The organism is Mycobacterium sp. 5-140-3-2 (genome assembly GCF_035666375.1).
GTDB lineage: Bacteria > Actinomycetota > Actinomycetes > Mycobacteriales > Mycobacteriaceae > Mycobacterium > Mycobacterium intracellulare.
In genome coordinates, this window is sequence record NZ_CP142025.1 from 2,737,537 (window position 1) to 2,754,467 (window position 16,931).

General features: G+C 70.0%; 13 protein-coding genes. 7 read left to right on the forward strand and 6 right to left on the reverse strand.

What is annotated here, in order from left to right; all coding sequences use genetic code 11:
* The first annotated feature begins 24 nt into the window (after nt 1–24).
* The 3 genes from P6281_RS12955 to P6281_RS12965 are packed head-to-tail and all read left to right on the forward strand — an operon-like array spanning nt 25 to nt 2,661.
* Nucleotides 25–651: a hypothetical protein gene (locus tag P6281_RS12955; RefSeq protein WP_014384738.1), complete on the forward strand. Its 627-nt coding sequence runs from the start codon at nt 25–27 to the stop codon at nt 649–651.
* Between the two features lie 6 nt (nt 652–657).
* Complete coding sequence (locus P6281_RS12960) at nt 658–1,383, forward strand: DUF72 domain-containing protein (RefSeq protein ID WP_014384739.1); 726 nt, start codon at nt 658–660, stop codon at nt 1,381–1,383.
* A gap of 45 nt (nt 1,384–1,428) precedes the next feature.
* A complete protein-coding gene (locus P6281_RS12965; RefSeq protein WP_036459064.1) occupies nt 1,429–2,661 on the forward strand; it encodes an NAD(P)/FAD-dependent oxidoreductase in 1,233 nt (410 codons plus the stop codon).
* Here the strand turns inward: P6281_RS12965 and P6281_RS12970 are convergent.
* The 3 genes from P6281_RS12970 to P6281_RS12980 all read right to left on the reverse strand — a co-directional run bounded on the left by P6281_RS12970 (nt 2,635) and on the right by P6281_RS12980 (nt 8,893).
* On the reverse strand, nt 2,635–4,794 hold the full coding sequence (locus P6281_RS12970; protein WP_038536424.1) for an NAD-dependent epimerase/dehydratase family protein: 2,160 nt from the start codon (nt 4,792–4,794) through the stop codon (nt 2,635–2,637). The genes P6281_RS12965 and P6281_RS12970 overlap by 27 nt on opposite strands.
* Nucleotides 4,795–4,906: 112 nt before the next feature.
* On the reverse strand, nt 4,907–6,391 hold the full coding sequence (locus P6281_RS12975; protein WP_036459067.1) for an acetyl-CoA acetyltransferase: 1,485 nt from the start codon (nt 6,389–6,391) through the stop codon (nt 4,907–4,909).
* Between the two features lie 93 nt (nt 6,392–6,484).
* The gene (locus P6281_RS12980; RefSeq protein ID WP_014384743.1) at nt 6,485–8,893 is read right to left on the reverse strand and encodes a CaiB/BaiF CoA-transferase family protein; all 2,409 of its coding nucleotides are present in this window, start codon (nt 8,891–8,893) and stop codon (nt 6,485–6,487) included.
* Nucleotides 8,894–9,099: 206 nt separating this feature from the next.
* Here P6281_RS12980 and P6281_RS12985 point away from each other — a divergent pair, with 206 nt between their 5' ends.
* The 4 genes from P6281_RS12985 (at nt 9,100) to P6281_RS13000 (ending at nt 14,196) form a co-directional block, all read left to right on the forward strand.
* Nucleotides 9,100–10,023, forward strand: coding sequence for an undecaprenyl-diphosphate phosphatase (locus tag P6281_RS12985; protein WP_014382608.1), 924 nt, complete (start codon nt 9,100–9,102; stop codon nt 10,021–10,023).
* Nucleotides 10,024–10,124: 101 nt separating this feature from the next.
* Nucleotides 10,125–10,973: an SDR family oxidoreductase gene (locus tag P6281_RS12990; protein ID WP_324738919.1), complete on the forward strand. Its 849-nt coding sequence runs from the start codon at nt 10,125–10,127 to the stop codon at nt 10,971–10,973.
* Nucleotides 10,974–11,003: 30 nt separating this feature from the next.
* Nucleotides 11,004–13,376, forward strand: a complete 2,373-nt coding sequence (locus P6281_RS12995) for a phosphoketolase family protein (RefSeq protein ID WP_095662751.1) — start codon at nt 11,004–11,006, stop codon at nt 13,374–13,376.
* Nucleotides 13,377–13,437: 61 nt separating this feature from the next.
* Entirely contained in the window at nt 13,438–14,196 is a 759-nt protein-coding gene (locus P6281_RS13000; protein WP_095662752.1) for a CPBP family intramembrane glutamic endopeptidase, read from the forward strand.
* A gap of 6 nt (nt 14,197–14,202) precedes the next feature.
* On the opposite strand, the gene P6281_RS13005 is transcribed toward P6281_RS13000, so the two are convergent.
* The 3 genes from P6281_RS13005 to P6281_RS13015 all read right to left on the reverse strand — a co-directional run bounded on the left by P6281_RS13005 (nt 14,203) and on the right by P6281_RS13015 (nt 16,851).
* Nucleotides 14,203–15,231, reverse strand: coding sequence for a zinc-binding alcohol dehydrogenase family protein (locus P6281_RS13005; RefSeq protein ID WP_095662753.1), 1,029 nt, complete (start codon nt 15,229–15,231; stop codon nt 14,203–14,205).
* A gap of 46 nt (nt 15,232–15,277) precedes the next feature.
* Entirely contained in the window at nt 15,278–15,577 is a 300-nt protein-coding gene (locus tag P6281_RS13010; protein WP_008256923.1) for a GlsB/YeaQ/YmgE family stress response membrane protein, read from the reverse strand.
* Nucleotides 15,578–15,708: 131 nt separating this feature from the next.
* Nucleotides 15,709–16,851, reverse strand: coding sequence for an alanine and proline-rich secreted protein Apa (locus tag P6281_RS13015; RefSeq protein ID WP_095662754.1), 1,143 nt, complete (start codon nt 16,849–16,851; stop codon nt 15,709–15,711).
* Nucleotides 16,852–16,931: the final 80 nt, after the last annotated feature.

The window sequence follows — 16,931 nt, forward strand, 5'->3', positions numbered from 1 at the left end:
CGGCGTGGGGGTACGCGGTGCGGTATGGACAAGCGGGTGCGACGACTGCTCGACGTGGCCGGCACCACCTACGCGGCGCAGGCGCGCATCACGCTGAGCGACAAGCCGATGCCGCTGTTCCAGCTTTTGGTGCTGTGCATGCTGGCCAGCAAGCCGATCGATGCGACCATCGCCACGGCCGCCGCGCGCGAACTCTTCAAGGCGGGCCTGCGGACTCCCAAGGCCGTGCTGGCCTCGGACCGGAAAACCATGATCGACGCCTTTGGGCGCGCGCACTACGTGCGTTACGACGAGAGCTCGGCCACCCGGCTCACCGATATGGCCGAACGACTTCGCGACGACTACTCCGGCGACATGCGCGAATTGGCCGATCGCAGCGGGCATGACGTGGCCACGGCGAAACGGATGCTGAAGCAGTTCAAGGAAATCGGCGACACGGGCGCCGACATCTACCTGCGCGAGGTGCAGGACGTGTGGACCTGGGTGCGGCCGTATTTCGATGACCGCGCCACCGGCACCGCCAAGCGGTTTGGCCTACCCGCCGAACCGAAGAAACTGGGAAGCCTTGCGCCGCAGGCCAATGCGCGACTGGCCGCCGCGTTGGTCAGGGCGTCGCTGGACGCCGATGTGCGTCAGCGGGTGGCCGGCTGAGCCGCGGTGACCATACGAATCGGTACCTCGGGGTGGTCGTACAACCACTGGATCAATGTGCTGTATCCGCCGGGAACGCCGTCGGCGCGCCGGCTCGCCCGCTACGTCGAGGCGTTCGACACCGTCGAGCTGAACGCGAGTTTCTACCGGTGGCCCAAGGATTCGACGTTCGAGGGTTGGCGCGATCAGCTGCCGGACGGCTTCACCATGTCGGTCAAGGCGCATCGCGGCTTGACGCACTACCGCCGGCTGGCCTCCCCCGAACCGTGGATCGAACGTTTCGAACGATGCTGGCAGCTGCTGGGTGATCGCCACGGCGTGCTGCTGGTGCAGCTGCACCCCGAACAGCAGCGCGATGACGCGCGCCTGGACTCGTTCCTGCAACTCATGCCCGCGTCGATCCGCGTCGCCGTCGAACTGCGGCACCCGTCGTGGAATGACCCCGCGGTGTTCGAGCTGCTGGAACGCCATCGCGCCGCGTATGTGGTGATGAGTGGGCTGGGGCTCGAGTGCATTCCCCGAGCGACGACCGATCTGGTGTACATCCGGATGCACGGGCCGGATCCCGAGGCCAATTACGCCGGTTCCTACACCGCCGACGATCTGCGGCGCTGGGCCGAGCGGCTCACCGCTTGGGACGGTGAACGGAAGGACGTGTGGATGTATTTCAACAACGACCTGGGCGGGCACGCGGTCCGCAACGCTCTCGACCTGCGCGAGCTGTTGGGCTGAGCGCCCGCGAGTAGGCTGAAAATTCCACAGAACGGAGCCCCATCCATGGCCAACTCGACCAGCTTCGTCATCATCGGCGGCGGACTCGCGGCCGCCAAAGCCGTAGAAGCTTTGCGCGACAACGATTTTGATGGGCACATCATTGTGTTCGCCGACGAGGAACATCTGCCCTACGAGCGGCCGCCGCTGTCGAAGGAGTATCTGGCCGGCAAAAAGTCGCTGACCGATTTCACCGTGCAGAACTCCGACTGGTACCGCGACCACAACGTCGACCTGCGGCTCAACACGCGGGTGAGCACCCTGGATGCCGCCGCCCACACGGTAGGGCTTCCCGACGGCACCACGGTCGGCTACGACAAGCTGTTGCTGGCCACGGGATCGGCCTCGCGCCGGCCCCCGATACCGGGGGCGGACTCCCCCGGTGTGCATTACCTACGCACCTACGAAGACGCCGTGGCATTGAATGACGTTCTGTCCGAAGGCGCTTCGCTCGCGGTCGTGGGCGCCGGGTGGATCGGGCTGGAAGTGGCGGCGGGTGCGCGCCAGCGAGGTGTCAACGTCACCGTGGTGGAAACCGCCAGGCAGCCGCTGCTGGCCGCGCTGGGCGAGACCGTCGGCGAGGTGTTCGCCACCCTGCACCGCGAGCACGGGGTGGATCTTCGCCTCGAGACGCAGGTCGCGGAGATCACCAGGGCCGACGGCTCGGCCACCGGCCTGCGGATGCGGGACGGATCGACGGTGGCCGCCGACGCCGTGCTGGTGGCCGTCGGCGCCAAGCCCAACGTCGAACTCGCCGAGCAGGCCGGGCTCTCCCTGGGCGACGGCGGGGTGCTCGTCGACGCCTCGTTGCGCACCAGCGATCCCGACATCTATGCGGTCGGCGACATCGCGGCCGCCGAACACCCGCTGTTGGGCACCCGCATCCGCACCGAGCACTGGGCCAACGCGCTCAAGCAGCCCGCCGTGGCGGCGGCCGGGATGCTGGGCACACCAGGCGAATACGCGGAGCTGCCCTATTTCTTCACCGATCAATACGACCTCGGGATGGAGTACGTGGGACACGCCCCCAGCTTCGAGCGGGTGGTGTTTCGCGGTGACGTCGCCGGCCGGGAGTTCGTCGCGTTCTGGCTCGACGGCGACCACCGGGTGCTGGCCGGAATGAACGTCAATATCTGGGATGTGCTCGACGACGTCAAAGCGCTGATCCGGTCGAAGGCCGCCGTCGACCCCGACAAGCTGGCCGACCCGCAATCACCCCTGGGCGAGCTGCTCGGCTGAGCCATCCTCGGCGGTGGTCCCGGCGCCGGAGTCGTCGGGGCTGTGCGGGACGGGCGCCCAGGCCCCGTCGATAACGTCGGGTGGGAACTGCGCCTGCAGGCGTTCGCGTTCGGTGCGGCGGCGTTTGATCCGCAGCCGTGCGTCGCCCGGCATCGTGACCAGTTCATTGCACGTCAGGTAGTACATGTCGTCGACGGCGTCGATCAGGTCCGCCTCGACGCGCAGAGATCCCAACGCGCGCAACGTCATCCGCAGTTCGTGCGTGAACCGCATCGTGGTGTCGTGGGCCAGCTCCCGCGAACCGCGCGCGTTGGCGGTAAGCCGCTCGGCCAATGTGGCGGGCGTGGGCTCGGGGGGTGCGGCCCCTGCCGCGGCGGTCAGCAACATCGTCGGGTCGTCGGCGAAGGTCTTGCTGGCCAGCTCGGCCTCGCCCGGACCGCGGTGCCCGATTCGTGCGACGACCGCGTCCACAATGGCGGCGGTCTTCGGCGACAGCGCACGAATGCTCGCGAGGTTGCCCTCGGCGGCCAGCGCGCGCAACGGCGGGTCGGCCCGCAGCGCCGACGCCAGCTCGGCGGTCTCCGCCGCGACGAGTCCGCTGTCGGTGATCATGCTGATCCCGGGCACGCTGCGCCCCGCCTGGCTGCGCGGCAGCGCCGCGGCGGTGACGCCGGTGTCGATCAACCAGAGCGCGTTGAGGATCCAGCCCTGGTGGATGCGGTCGCGCAACAGCCGCAGCCGCACTTCCAGGGCCGCTTCGGGCAGCAACGCCAGTTGGGCGGCGTCGAGGTGCTCTGCTTCCGCGGCGGCGCAATACGCCCGGGTGTCGGCCCGCAGGTGACGCAGGAGCGCGACCGACCGCCCCGCGGCGACGGCCTTGGCGACCGAGCCGAGCGCCCCGGCCGTCCAGGCCGGCTCGCCGAACGGCAGCGGATCGCCGACCTGGGGCTGGCCGACGAGGGCGTTGCGGGCGACGGCGTCCTGGTCCCAGCCGGGCAGCTGGCTGGCCGCGACCATGTTGACCGACACGCCGACGTAGGCGCGGTGGCCGAACACCGCGATGGCCCTGCTGCCCCATTCGGCATCGGCGACGCCGCCGAGGGCGAGCGCCTGTCCCAGCACCCGGCTCGCGGCGCGCAGCCCGCTCAATTGGACGTCCAGCGTGATGGGGGTGAGCGGTCCGGGCAGCGCCTCGGCCAGTGCGGCGCCGCTGAAAACCGGGAACCGCGAATCGATCTGATCGTCGAATTCGCCCTCCAGGCCTTCCGGCGCGGCCGTGCGCACGTCGTCACCGGCCGGTCGCCGAGATTGCGGCAGCACCTCGACGGGCAGCGCGAGCTGTCCCCCCTGGTTGATCGCGCCGGCGGTGTCCAGCCGGCGCCCGACGAGTCCCCGCGCGGTGTCGGCGACGGCGTCCAGCGCGTGCCAGCCGTATGAGAACATCCAGTCCTCTTGTGCCGCAGCGACATCGAACTCCGGCGTCAGCTGGGCCCAGCTGCGCACCCGATGCGGCCGGATGCGCGGGTCGGCGGCTCGCAACACGCGCCAGGCGGTGACCATGTTGACGGTGTCCGGGCTGGCGAGGTCCACCACACCGGTGCGGTCGGTATCCATCGCCAGGACCAAAAAGCGCATCAGGTCGTCGAGGTGCAGCACGCGCATGGGCTGCGCGGACACCTTGCTGCGCAACAGCGTGGCCACGGTGCGGCACACCATCCAGTCGAGCTGGCGCCCGACCGGTGGCGCGATCCGGATGACCGCGGTGGGTCCCCAGCTCGAGGACACCAGGTCCTCGGCCGGCCGATACAACTCGGGCCGTCCCGCGGCCTGCGAGACGAACACCAGGCGGGAGCCGGCGCGCGCGGCCGCATCGGTGACCCGCGCCAGCCCGTCCATGCCGGCGCTGCCGGGCGCGGTGGGGTCGATGGGTGCCAGGTGGATGACCGCGTCGGCCTCGTCGGTGAGCTCCCGCAAGACGCGGTCGCGCAGCGATGCGCAAACAAATTCGACGTTGCGGTCGAGGCAGGGATGCGGGAGCTCAGCAATGCCGGTGACCGTGTGCCCGGCAGCGATGAGCTGCCCAGCGACCAGGCGCCCGAGTGCGCCGGTGGCGTCGGTAACCAGGATGTGCACCTGGGCTCACCTCCCCCAACCCTCAGCACTCAACAATAGGCAAGTCGGCATAGGCTACGCGACCGTTACCCAGGATCGGCGCCGTTGACCTGGCGCCATACGGGTGACGGGGCTACCGCAGCGTCGCGCTGCCGTCCGCGGCGACGGCGACCTTGGCGCCACCGAGATCTTCACGCACCGAGGCCTGCACCGCGTCGGCGTCGGTGACCACGGCCAGCGCGCGCGACCCGTCGGGGGTGCGCACCGCCAGAAAGGCCTTTTCCGGCCGTCCCTCGCGGTCATACGGCGTCGTCCACGCCTCGAGGGTGCCCACGCCTTCCCATTCCACCACCGCGTCGGTCGTGGGCTCCGCGTCGACCTCTGGTTGCGTGTCCTCCCAACGGAATTCGGCCGGCGGTTCGGTGCCGTAGACACCGAAGCTGTGTTTGGTCAGGTAGCCGCCGTTGGCGGTGATCAGACCGCGCCGGCCCGGATTGGCCACCAGCAACTCCGCCATGGTGGCTATCGAATGCATCACGTAGTTGCTCCACGGGCCGCCGGCGAACGTCAGTCCGCCGGTCACGGTCAGCGGCCGGGCGGGGTCGTCGACGCTCAGCCCGAGTTCGGCCGCCGCGACTTGCACCGCGGAGGGAAAGCACGAGTACAGGTCGACGTAATCGATGTCGTCGATGCCCAGGCCGGCCAGCTCGAGCGTCCGCGCGCCGGCGATCCGGATGGCCGTGGACCGGTGCAGTTCGTGGCGCTCGGCGATGGACGGTGTGTCGTGCGCGTCGGTGCCCGCGTGCGGGTACACCCAGCGTTCGGCGGGGATCTTCAGCCTCCTGGCCTGCTCGACCGAGGTCAGAACGAGCGCCGCGCCCTGGTCGACCATGTTGTTGGAGTTCATCAACTTGGTGTAGGGCCAGCTGATCATCCGGTTCCGCGGGCCCACCCGGCGGATGTCGTCGGCACTGGACGGCGTGCGGATCCACGCGTGCGGGTTGTCCACCGCCACCGCGTTGAACCGCGCCCACAGCTCCCCGATGCGCTGGAGGTGATCGTCGATCGACTCGCCGCGCGCCACCCGCAGCGCCTGCTCGAACAGCGGATAGACGTAGGCCGGGCGGTCCAGGGAAATCCTGATCTCGGCGTCGCCGGCCATCGGGACGTCGTCGCCGCTCACCTCGGCCATCGGGACCGAGCGGTCCTGTTCGGTCCACACCAGCTTGCCGCCCTGGGCCCGCAGACCGCGCCTGGTGCGCCAGGTTTCGGCGCCGGCCAGCAGCACGACGCCCGCGCGGCCGCCCTGGATGTCCAGGCAGGCCTGGTTGAGCAGTGATTGCGGCACATTGCCGCCGACCGGGCTGTACAGCGTGGTGAAATCCGAGGCGCCGATGCGCTGGCCCAATAACAGCCCGGGATCCCGATACTGGGCCGACAGGATGTTGACCACCCGGATCGAGTCGACCGCCTCGATCACCGCGGCGCCGGCCGCCCGCTCGACCGCGGCCACCATCAGGTCCATCGGCTCGACGGACCGCGTGGCCGGATCGATCTCGTCGCGGTGGTTGACCTGGCCATAGCCGATCAAAACCGGGGTCCTGGGGTCAGCGGTCATGCGTCGAACCTATCGGACCCCGGGCGTGCGGTTCGCCGCACAGTCGGGCGCGAGCGTGCGGCCGGCCGCACATTCGGGCGACCGCGGGGCGGCTCAGGCGTCGGTGGCCGGGCCGAACAGCACGCGGTCGTCGATCAGCCGCTGGATGTCGGTGGTGTTCATTCCCAGCACGTTTCGGCAGATCTCGACGGTGTCCTGCCCGGGCTGAGGTGCCGGGGCCCGCCGGGCCGCCGGAATGTGGCGGTAGGGCGCCGGTCCCGTCTCGGCGGGCAGCGGGTTCTCGATCAGCGGATGAGTCATGGCGCTGTAGACGTTTCGCGCGATCAGCTGCGGGTCCTCGAGTATGTCGGGCGGACGGTTCATCGGCCCGGCCGGAACACCCGCCGACTGCAGCAGTTCGGCGGCCCGCAGCGGGGTGCGGGTGCGGGTCCAGGCCGAGACCCGTTCCACCAACTCGTCCCGATTGTCCAGCCGCGCTTCGCCGGTGGCGAAGCGCGGGTCGTCCGCCCATTCGGGGTGGTCGAAAACCGAAGCGGCGCGCCGCCATTCGTCGTCCGTTCGGATCGAGATGACGCACCATTCGTCGTCACCGGCGCAGGGATAGACCGCGTGCAGGCTGGTGTCCTGCCGGATCCGGTCGATGCCCGCGGCCAGCGCGGCTTGCGTGACATACAGGGTGTCGAGCTGGTTGACCACGACTTCGGCCTGCGAGATGTGGACGTGGGCGCCGTTGCCCGTCCGGTCGCGGTGGATCAGCGCGGCCAGCGCGGCGATCGCGGTGACCCGGCCGACCACGTGGTCGGGGAACACCGTCGTCGCATCGTAAAACGCGTGCCGCGCCGCCTCGGTACCCTCCCCCGGGACGTCGCTCGTCCAGAGCCGGGTGACGCCGGTCGTGGCCCGCACGAGCGGGCCGTACCCCAGCCGCGCGCTCCACGGCCCCGTGTCGCCGAACGCGCTGCTCTCGGCGAGCACGATCCGCGGGTTGAGGGCGCGCAGCTCGTCGTAGGAAAACCCCAGTGCGGTAAGGGTTCCCGGCTTGAAGTTGGCGAAGACCGCGTCGGCGGTGGCGACGAGCCGGCCGAAGATCTTCTTGCCCTCGGCGCTGCGCAGGTCCAGCCCGAAACCGCGGTTGTTGCGGTGCGTCCAGGCGAAGGACTCGCTCATGGCCTCGCCGACGCGGGCCTGGCGCAATCCGTCGGGGTAATCGGCGCTCTCGATTTTGATGACGTCGGCGCCCAGGTCGCCGAATAGCCGGCTCAGCTCACCGCCGGCGACGATGATGCCCAGATCCAAAATCCGCAGTCCCGCAAAGGGATAATCGCCGAGCCGGCCGGAGGCCGACGGCACCACCGAGGGATCGCCGCGCCAGTACGGTTCGTCGTTGCCCGCGGCGGGCACCGGTGTGCGGAAACCCGCGCGCCGGCCGTCGACCACGAAATACCCGGTCGGCACGGCGGTCCGCACGCCGGGGACGAGCTCGGCCTCGGCGATCGCGCCGACCGCCTGGAAGTGATCCGAACCCAGGATCCGCGCCGGCGTCAGCACCGCGGCGATGGGCACCCCGTGCGCCTGTCCGGCGGCCACCAGATCCTTCATGCTCTGTCCGGCGAAGAGCTTCTCCAGCAGCTCGCTGATCTGCGGCCACACCGCGAATCGCGCGCCGATCACGTCGTATTTGGGATCTTGGAAGTCTTCCGGCTCCCCCAGCCAGCGCCGCAGGCCGCGCCACTGCCGGGGCGCCATCACGCACAGCCGGACGTAGCCGTCCCGGCAGGGGTAGATCGGGTAGGCGTCCTGGTTCTTCGGGCGGCCCCGCCACCGCCCGGTGCGCCGGACGCCGGCGGCGGCCTGCCCGTGCGCGCCGAAGGCCGGGTCGAGGGCCATGACGACCGCGTCGAACCACGAGAAGTCGATGTAATCGCCGGTACCGCAACGCAATCGGTTGTAGTACGCCGCGAGCGCGGCCCACGCCGCCTGGACGGCCGCGGTGGCCGACGCGATGCCGTCCGGCGGCAGCACCGGGGTGCCGATGGTGGGGCCGGACCGTGACAGCGCGCCGCACATCGCGTACAGCACCGGATCCGTGGCGCGCCACGAGGAGCGCGGGCCGGTCGCGCCGAAGTCGGTGATCGACAGCACCACCAGGTGCGGGTAGCGGGCGGCGAGCTCCTCGCCGGAGGTTCCGAACATGGCGCCGCGCTCGTCGGCGCCGGTGTCCACGACGATGTCGGCGTCGGCGGCCAAATCGAGGAAGCGGGCGCAGTCCTCGTCGTCGAACGGGTCGAGCACCGCGCTGCGCTTGTTGGCGTTGTGCACGGCGAACGGGATGCTGGCGCCGCGCAGCGTCGGCAGCGCGTCACGCGCCAGGCAGCCGCCCGGCGGTTCCACCTTCAACACGTCGGCGCCCAGATCGGCGAACAGGCGGGTCACCACGTCGGCGACCCCGCCCGACAAGTCGAGGACGCGCACGGCATCCAGCAACCCGTCGACCATCTGCACACCGTACCTGCCTGGTCAGGGCGCTGCACGGCGGGCGTTTAGCCGCCCGGCCGAGCGACGAGGCGGCCAAAAGGCCAGGTGGGCAAGCCGATTCGGTCTCCGTCCGTCCGGGTCAGCCGCAACGCTCGGTCGCGGACCCGCGCCGGCGCGGCGTGGGCTATCGTCACAGGCCGACCGCGACCCGTCGTCCGATGGAGGCACCCACTATGACCGCGCACTTGAGCTACGTCGAGGCCGTGGTGGTCGGCGCGTTCCAGGGCGTCACCGAGCTGTTCCCGGTCTCGAGCCTCGGGCACGCGGTGTTGGTGCCGGCACTCGTCGGCGGGCGGTGGGCGCAGGACCTCAGCGTCTCGGCCCCCCACTCGCCCTACCTCGCGTTCATCGTCGGCCTTCACGTCGCCACCGCCGCCGCCCTGCTGCTGTTCTTCTGGCGCGACTGGCTGCGCATCCTGTCGGGGTTCTTCTCGTCGCTGCGGTATCGCCGCATTCAGACGCCCGACGAGCGGCTGGCGTGGCTGATCGTGGTGGGCACCATCCCGGTGGGCCTGGCCGGCCTGGCGCTCGAGCAGCTGTTTCGGACCACGCTCGGCAAACCGATCCCGGCGGCGACGTTCCTGTTGCTCAACGGCATCGCCCTGTACGTGGGCGAGGTGCTGCGCCGGCGCATCGCGCCCGCGCCCGCGCCGGGACAGCCGGCGCCGTCCGATGCGGAGCTCGAACACGGCGACGAGGCCTCGGATCAGCGGCTGGCGCAGCTCCCGCTGCCGCGCGGCCTGGTGATCGGGGCCGCGCAGATCCTGGCCCTGTTCCCCGGTATCAGCCGGTCGGGGATCACGATCGTCGCCGGCCTGTGGCGCGGCCTGTCGCACGAGGACGCCGCGCGCTTCTCCTTCCTGCTCGCGACGCCGATCATCCTGGCGGCCGGGGTGTACAAGATCCCGGAGCTCTTCGGGCCGCTGGGCGCCGGCATCGGCGGCCAGGTGCTGGCGGGCAGCGTCGTTTCGTTCGTCTGCGCCTACCTTGCCGTGCGCTTCCTCACCCGCTATTTCCAGACCCGGACGCTGACCCCGTTCGCGATCTACTGTGCCCTGGCCGGCGCCGCCAGCCTGGTGTGGCTGGCCGTGCGCTGAACCTCGCCCGGTCCGACCGGTTGTTGCGCGGCCGGACTTCGAGTGCTGTGCTTACCGGATTGTCTAGTTGACACCCGTCAAGAATCTGGAAGGCACCGCACATGGCAGACACGGGTTCCCTCGGCCTCAAGGTCCGCGGAAAGGTCATCGTCATCACCGGCGGAGCGCGGGGAATCGGGCTGGCCACCGCGACCGCGCTGCATAACCTGGGCGCCAAGGTCGCCATCGGCGACATCGACGAGGTGCGGGTGAAGGAGTCGGGCGCCGACCTGGGCCTCGACGTGTACGGAAAACTCGACGTCACCGACCCGCAGTCGTTCGCCGATTTCCTCGACCAGGTCGAACGCCGGCTCGGCCCGATCGACGTGCTGATCAACAACGCCGGCATCATGCCGGTCGGCCGCATCGTCGACGAACCGGACGCGGTCACCCGGCGGATTCTGGACATCAACGTCTACGGCGTGATCCTGGGCAGCAAGCTGGCGGCCCAGCGCATGGTGCCCCGCGGCACAGGCCACGTCATCAACGTCGCCTCGCTGGCCGGGGAGCTCTACATCGTCGGGCTGGCGACCTACTGCGCCAGCAAGCATGCGGTGGTCGCGTTCACCGACTCGGCGCGGCTGGAGTACCGCTCGGCCGGGGTGAAGTTCTCCGCGGTGTTGCCGACGTTCGTCAACACCGAGCTCACCGCGGGCACCAAGGGGGCCAAGGGGTTCCGCAACGCCGAGCCCGCCGAGATCGCCGACGCCATCGTCAAGCTGGTGGCCCACCCCAAGCCGCGGGTGCGGATCACCAAGGCCGCGGGGGCGATGGTGGTGTCCCAGAAATTCTGGCCGCGCCGCATCGCCGAGGGCCTCAACCGGATGCTCGGCGGCGATCACGTCTTCACCGACGACGTCGACGTCGAAAAGCGGCAGGCGTACGAAGCCCGCGCCCGCGGCGAGGAGTAGCGGGAGGGATCGGTGGGAACAATCGGTGAGATGACCCACGCAACCGCGCTCTCCGACGACGAACTCGCGCTGATCGACAAGTACTGGCGTGCCGCCAATTATCTGTCGGTCGGGCAGATCTACCTGCTGGACAACCCGCTGCTCACCGAGCCGCTGACCATCGATCACGTCAAACCGCGGTTGCTGGGTCACTGGGGCACCACCCCCGGGCTCAATCTCGTCTACGCGCACCTGAACCGGGTCATCCGCCACCGCGACGCCGACGTCATCTACGTGACCGGGCCGGGGCACGGCGGACCGGGGCTGGTCGCCAACGCCTACCTCGAAGGCACCTACAGCGAGGTCTACACGGGCATAGAGGAGGACACCGAGGGCCTGCGCAAGCTGTTCCGGCAGTTCTCCTTCCCCGGCGGGATCCCCAGCCACGTCGCCGCCCAGACGCCGGGATCCATCCACGAGGGCGGCGAGCTCGGCTACGCGCTGGTGCACGCCTACGGCGCCGCCCTGGACAACCCGTATCTGGTGGTGGCCTGCGTCGTCGGTGACGGCGAGGCCGAAACCGGGCCGCTGGCCGCCAGCTGGCACTCCAACAAGTTCCTCAACCCCGTCACCGACGGCGCCGTGCTGCCGATCCTGGCGCTCAACGGCTACAAGATCGCCAACCCGACGGTGCTGGCCCGCATCCCGCACGCCGAACTGGAATCGCTGCTGCGCGGCTACGGGTACCGCCCGATCACGGTCGCCGGTGACGACCCGGCCGATGTGCATCGGCAACTTGCCGCCGCCCTCGACGACGCCTTCGACGACATCGCCGCCATCCAGGGTGCGGCCCGCGGCGGCAACGGGGTCGAGCGGCCCGTGTGGCCGATGATCGTGCTGCGTACCCCTAAGGGCTGGACCGGGCCAAAGATGGTGGACGGCAAGAAGGTTGAGGGCACCTGGCGCTCGCACCAGGTGCCGCTGGCCGCGACGCGCGACAACCCCGAACACCGTGCCCAGCTCGAAGAGTGGCTGCGCAGCTATGGGCCCGGGGAGCTTTTCGACGAAAACGGCCGGCTGCGGCCGGAGCTGCGGGCGCTGGCGCCCAGCGGGGATCGCCGGATGAGCGCCAACCCCCACGCCAACGGCGGGCTGTTGCTGCACGACCTGGACCTGCCCGACTTCCGCGACTACGCCGTCGCCGTCGAGCGACCGGCGGCCGTCACGCACGAGGCGACCCGGGTGCTGGGCGGGTTCCTGCGCGACGTGATCGCCCGCAACAAGGACCGATTCCGGCTCATGGGGCCCGACGAGACGGCCTCCAACCGGCTGGACGCCGTCTACGGATCGACCGACAAGGTGTGGCTGTCCGAGATCGAGCCCGACGACGAGCACCTGGCGCCCGACGGCCGCGTCATGGAGGTGCTGTCCGAGCACCTGTGCCAGGGCTGGCTGGAAGGCTACCTGCTGACGGGGCGGCACGGCCTGTTCAACTGCTACGAGGCGTTCGTGCACATCGTCGACTCGATGCTGAACCAGCACGCGAAATGGCTTGCCACCAGCCGGGAATTGCCGTGGCGGCGGCCGATCGCGTCGCTGAACTACCTGCTGAGCTCGCACGTGTGGCGCCAAGACCACAACGGGGCGTCCCACCAGGACCCGGGGTTCATCGACCTCGTCGCCAACAAGCGACCCGAGCTCACGCGGGTGTACCTGCCGCCGGACGGCAACACGCTGCTGTCGGTGGCCGATCACTGCCTGCGCAGCCGCGACTACATCAACGTCATCGTCGCCGGCAAGCAGCCCGCGCTGGCCTATCTCGACATGGATGAGGCCATCGCGCACTGCACCCGCGGGCTGGGCATCTGGGAGTGGGCGAGCACCGCTCAATCTGTGGGCGACGACCCCGACGTGGTGCTGGCGTGCGCCGGGGACATCCCGACACTCGAGACGCTGGCCGCCGCCGACATCCTGCGCTCCGAGCTGCCGGAGCTGGCCGTCCGGGTGGTCAACGTCGTCGACCTGATGCGGCTGCAGCCCGATACCGAGCACCCGCATGGCCTGCCGGACCGCGAATTCGACGCGTTGTTCACCCCGGACAGGCCGGTGATCTTCGCCTACCACGGCTATCCGTGGCTGATCCACCGGCTGACCTACAGCCGCACCAACCACGCGCATATGCACGTGCGCGGCTTCAAGGAACGCGGCACCACGACGACGCCCTTCGACATGGTGATGCTCAACGATTTGGACCGCTTCCATCTGGTCATGGATGTCATCGACCGGGTCGACGGATTGGCCAGCCGCGCCGCCATGCTGCGGCAGCGCATGGTCGACGCCCGCCTGGCCGCGCGGATGTACACCCGCGAACACGGCGAGGACGACCCGAAGATTTCGGGGTGGACCTGGGAGCCGAGCGACTGAGATTCGCGTGACGGCAATCGCATTGGCCCGTCGCGCCGTGGGCCGCCGGTAGACTGGCCGGATGCATGAGGCCGGCATAGTCGACGTTCACCCTGTGGCGTCCGAGCTTTCGGCGCTGCACCGGTTCCGCATCCACCTGGACATCGCCGTCGTCGTGGTGGTTCTGGTCCTGACGGATTTGATCGCGCATTTCACCACGCCGTGGGCGAGCGTCGGCACGGTCCCGGCCGCCGCCGTCGGGCTGGTCATCTTGATGCGGTGCCGCGGTTTGGGTTGGGCGGATCTCGGCCTCGGGCGCGAGCACTGGAAGCCGGGACTGGGCTATGCGCTGGCGGCCGTGGCGGTGGTGGCCTCGGTGATCGCGGTCGGCGTGCTGCTGCCGGCGACCCGGCCGATGTTCCTGAACAACCGCTACGCCACGATCTCGGGCGCGATGGTCGCCTCGATGGTCATCATCCCGCTGCAGACCGTCATCCCCGAGGAGCTGGCGTTTCGGGGCGTCCTGCACGGCGCGCTCAACCGGGCGTGGGGTTTTCGCGGGGTCGCGCTGGCGGGCTCGCTGCTGTTCGGGCTGTGGCACGTGGCCACGTCGTTCGGACTGACCAGCAGCAACGTGGGCTTCACCCGGCTGTTCGGCGGCGGGATCGTCGGAATGTTGGCGGGGGTGGCCGGCGCCGTGGTGGCGACGGGAGCCGCGGGGTTCGTCTTCAGCTGGCTACGCCGGCGCAGCGGCAGCCTGATCGCGCCGATCGCATTGCACTGGTCCCTGAATGGGCTCGGTGCGCTCGCCGCCGCGTTCGTGTGGCACCTGTCCACCTGAGAACGGTCACACCAGCAGCACCGCCGCGCCCGCGATGCGCCCGGCGCTCAGATCCGTCAACGCCCGATCGGCTTGCCCGAGAGGATATTCGGGTGTGGTCACCTCGATGTGGTGCTCGCCCGCGAAATCGAGGAAGGCCCGCGCGTCGGCCCGGGTGTTGGAGGTGACCGACCGGACCTGGCGTTCCTGAAACAGGTGACGCTGGTAGTTCAACGCCGGGATATCCGACAGGTGGATCCCGGCGATCGCCAGCGTGCCACCGCGATCCAGCGCCTGCAGCGCGGGCAGCACCAGATCACCGACCGGGGCGAACAGGATCGCGGCGTCCAGCGGCGCGGGCGGCGGATCCGCCGCGCCCTGCGCGGAGGCGGCGCCGAGTTCCAACGCCAGCTCGCGGGCCCGGGCTCCGCGCGTCATTACGTGCACCTCTGCGCCCTGCGCCAGGGCAACCTGCGCGGTGATGTGCGCGCTGCCGCCGAAACCGTAAAGACCCAGGCGCCCACCGGCCGGCAGCTCGGCGCGAAGCAGCGAGCGGTAACCGATGATGCCCGCGCACAACAACGGGGCGAGTTCGCTGTCGCTATACCCGCCGGGCAGGGGGTGCGCGAAAGCGGCCGGGACGGTAGCGAATTCGGCGTAGCCGCCGTCGGCGTCCCAGCCGGTGTAGCGGGATTTCGGGCACAGGTTCTCGTCGCCGCGGCGGCAGTACTTGCACACGCCACAGGTGTGGCGCAGCCAGGCGATGCCCACCCGGTCCCCCACCCGGAACTCGTCGCCGGCCTCGGCGCCGATTTCGACGACCTCCCCCACCACCTCGTGCCCGGGCGTGACCCGTTCGCGGTGGACGGGAAGGTCGCCTTCGGTGACGTGCAGGTCGGTCCGGCACACCCCGCACGCGCGCACGGCCACCAGCAGTTCGGACGGGCCCGGCCGCGGCACCTCGGTGGTGACCTGCTCGAGCGGGCCGGTATCCATCGGCCCGGGTCGACGAACGCGCCAGGCGCGCATTGCCGTGGTGGTCACCGGTGATGCCATCGCTCCATCATGCCGCTAACCACCACGGCCGCAACGGGTTCGGCGGCTAGGTCCTGCGGACCATGCCGACGATCCAGAGCAGGAGCAACGAGCCGAGCAGCGCGGTGAAGAAGGTGAAGAAGTAGCCGCCGCTGGCGGTGTCGACGAAGAAGCTCAGGATGAAACCGCCGACCAGCGCGCCCACGATGCCGATCACGATGTCCATCAGGATCCCGGCTCCGCTACCGCGGATGATCTTGCTGGCGATCGCACCGGCGATACCACCGATGATGATGTAACCGATCCAGCCGACGCTGGTGAGCGTGCTTGATCGAGCGAGGAATTCCGTAGCTGCCATGATGTCCATTGCGGGTCTCCTTGCAATCGCTGGCAAAGCCCAGCGCTTTGCTGGGCCGTCACTTCGGTATACCCAGTTTGGGTCACGAAACGAGTGCCGAATCGGAGACGGTTGACCAACCGATTTTCCGTCGGCCTATATCAGGCCGAGCGAGTTTGCTGCGGTGCCGGCGCGGGGGTGGGGCTGACCTCCACGGCCGGCGCCTGGCCCGGGATCGGTGCCGGTGCCCCCGGAGCCGCCGGCGCTGCGGGAGCCCCCGGCGCGGGCGCCCCAGGAACCGCCGGTGCCGGTGCGGGCGCACCCGGAGCCGGCGGGGCTCCCGGAGCCGCTGGCGGAGCCGCCGGCGGTGTCCAGGCCTGGATCGACTCGGTGAGCGCCTTGGCCGCGCCCCGGTCCACGGGGTCGTTGGAGGTTCCGAGCCACACCACAAACCAGCGTTGCGCGTTCCCGCCGTTGGCCGAGCCGATCACGCCCGTCCAGATCTGGCCGTTCGGCTTGGAGGCGTCACTGAATTTGACCTCGTAGTACGACCCGCTCCCGGTGCTGCCGTTGGCGCCGGCGAGCGGGGTGCTCTCCTGGTTGATCCGCGTTCCGGGATAGGGCATGAAGAACTCACCCATGTCCGAACCCAGCCGCACCGCGGCCTTGGCGTTGTCGGCTTCCGCACTGGCGTAAAGCTTTTGGTCGAGGCGGCCCATCACGATGCGGGTGTCGTTGGCAACCTGCGGCGGTTGGTCGGGCATCGGCGGCGGGCCGGTCACCTTGCTCAGCAGCGCCGAACCGTAGTCCAGGTGGGAGGCGTCCGACTCGACCCAGCCGGCGGGCAGGACGTAGCTGAATCCACCCACGGCGTTGTTGATCCGCCCCGCGTTCGGGTCGACGGGCGGTGGTGGCGGCGCGTTGGGGTCGGCGGGCGGCGGTGGGGGCGCGTTGGGGTCGACGGGCGGTGGCGGTGCCCCGTTGGGGGCCACGGCCGGTGGGACCGCGTTGGGATCACCCGGTGCCGGTTGCCCATTCGGCGCCGGAGCCGCCGGCGCGGCCGGAGCCGCCGGAGCCGCAGGTGGCGCCGGCGCGGCGGGAGCGGCCGGAGCCGCGGGTGGCGCCGGCGCGGCCGGAGCCGCCGGAGCGGCCGGGCTCGGCGGGACGGGGGTCGGGACTTCGGGATCGGCGCTCGAGGTCGCCGGCAACGCGATGGCGAGTGCGCTGGCACCACTCATCGTGGTGATCGCCAGCGTCGTCCACAGTCCTTTGCGGCGTGTCGAAATCGGTTCCACCTGCTCCATGGCGACGAACCTACCGTGTTACGGCTGTGACGCAAGGAGCTTTGCGGACTATTGCAGCGCAGTTGTGTCGATGTTGCCAA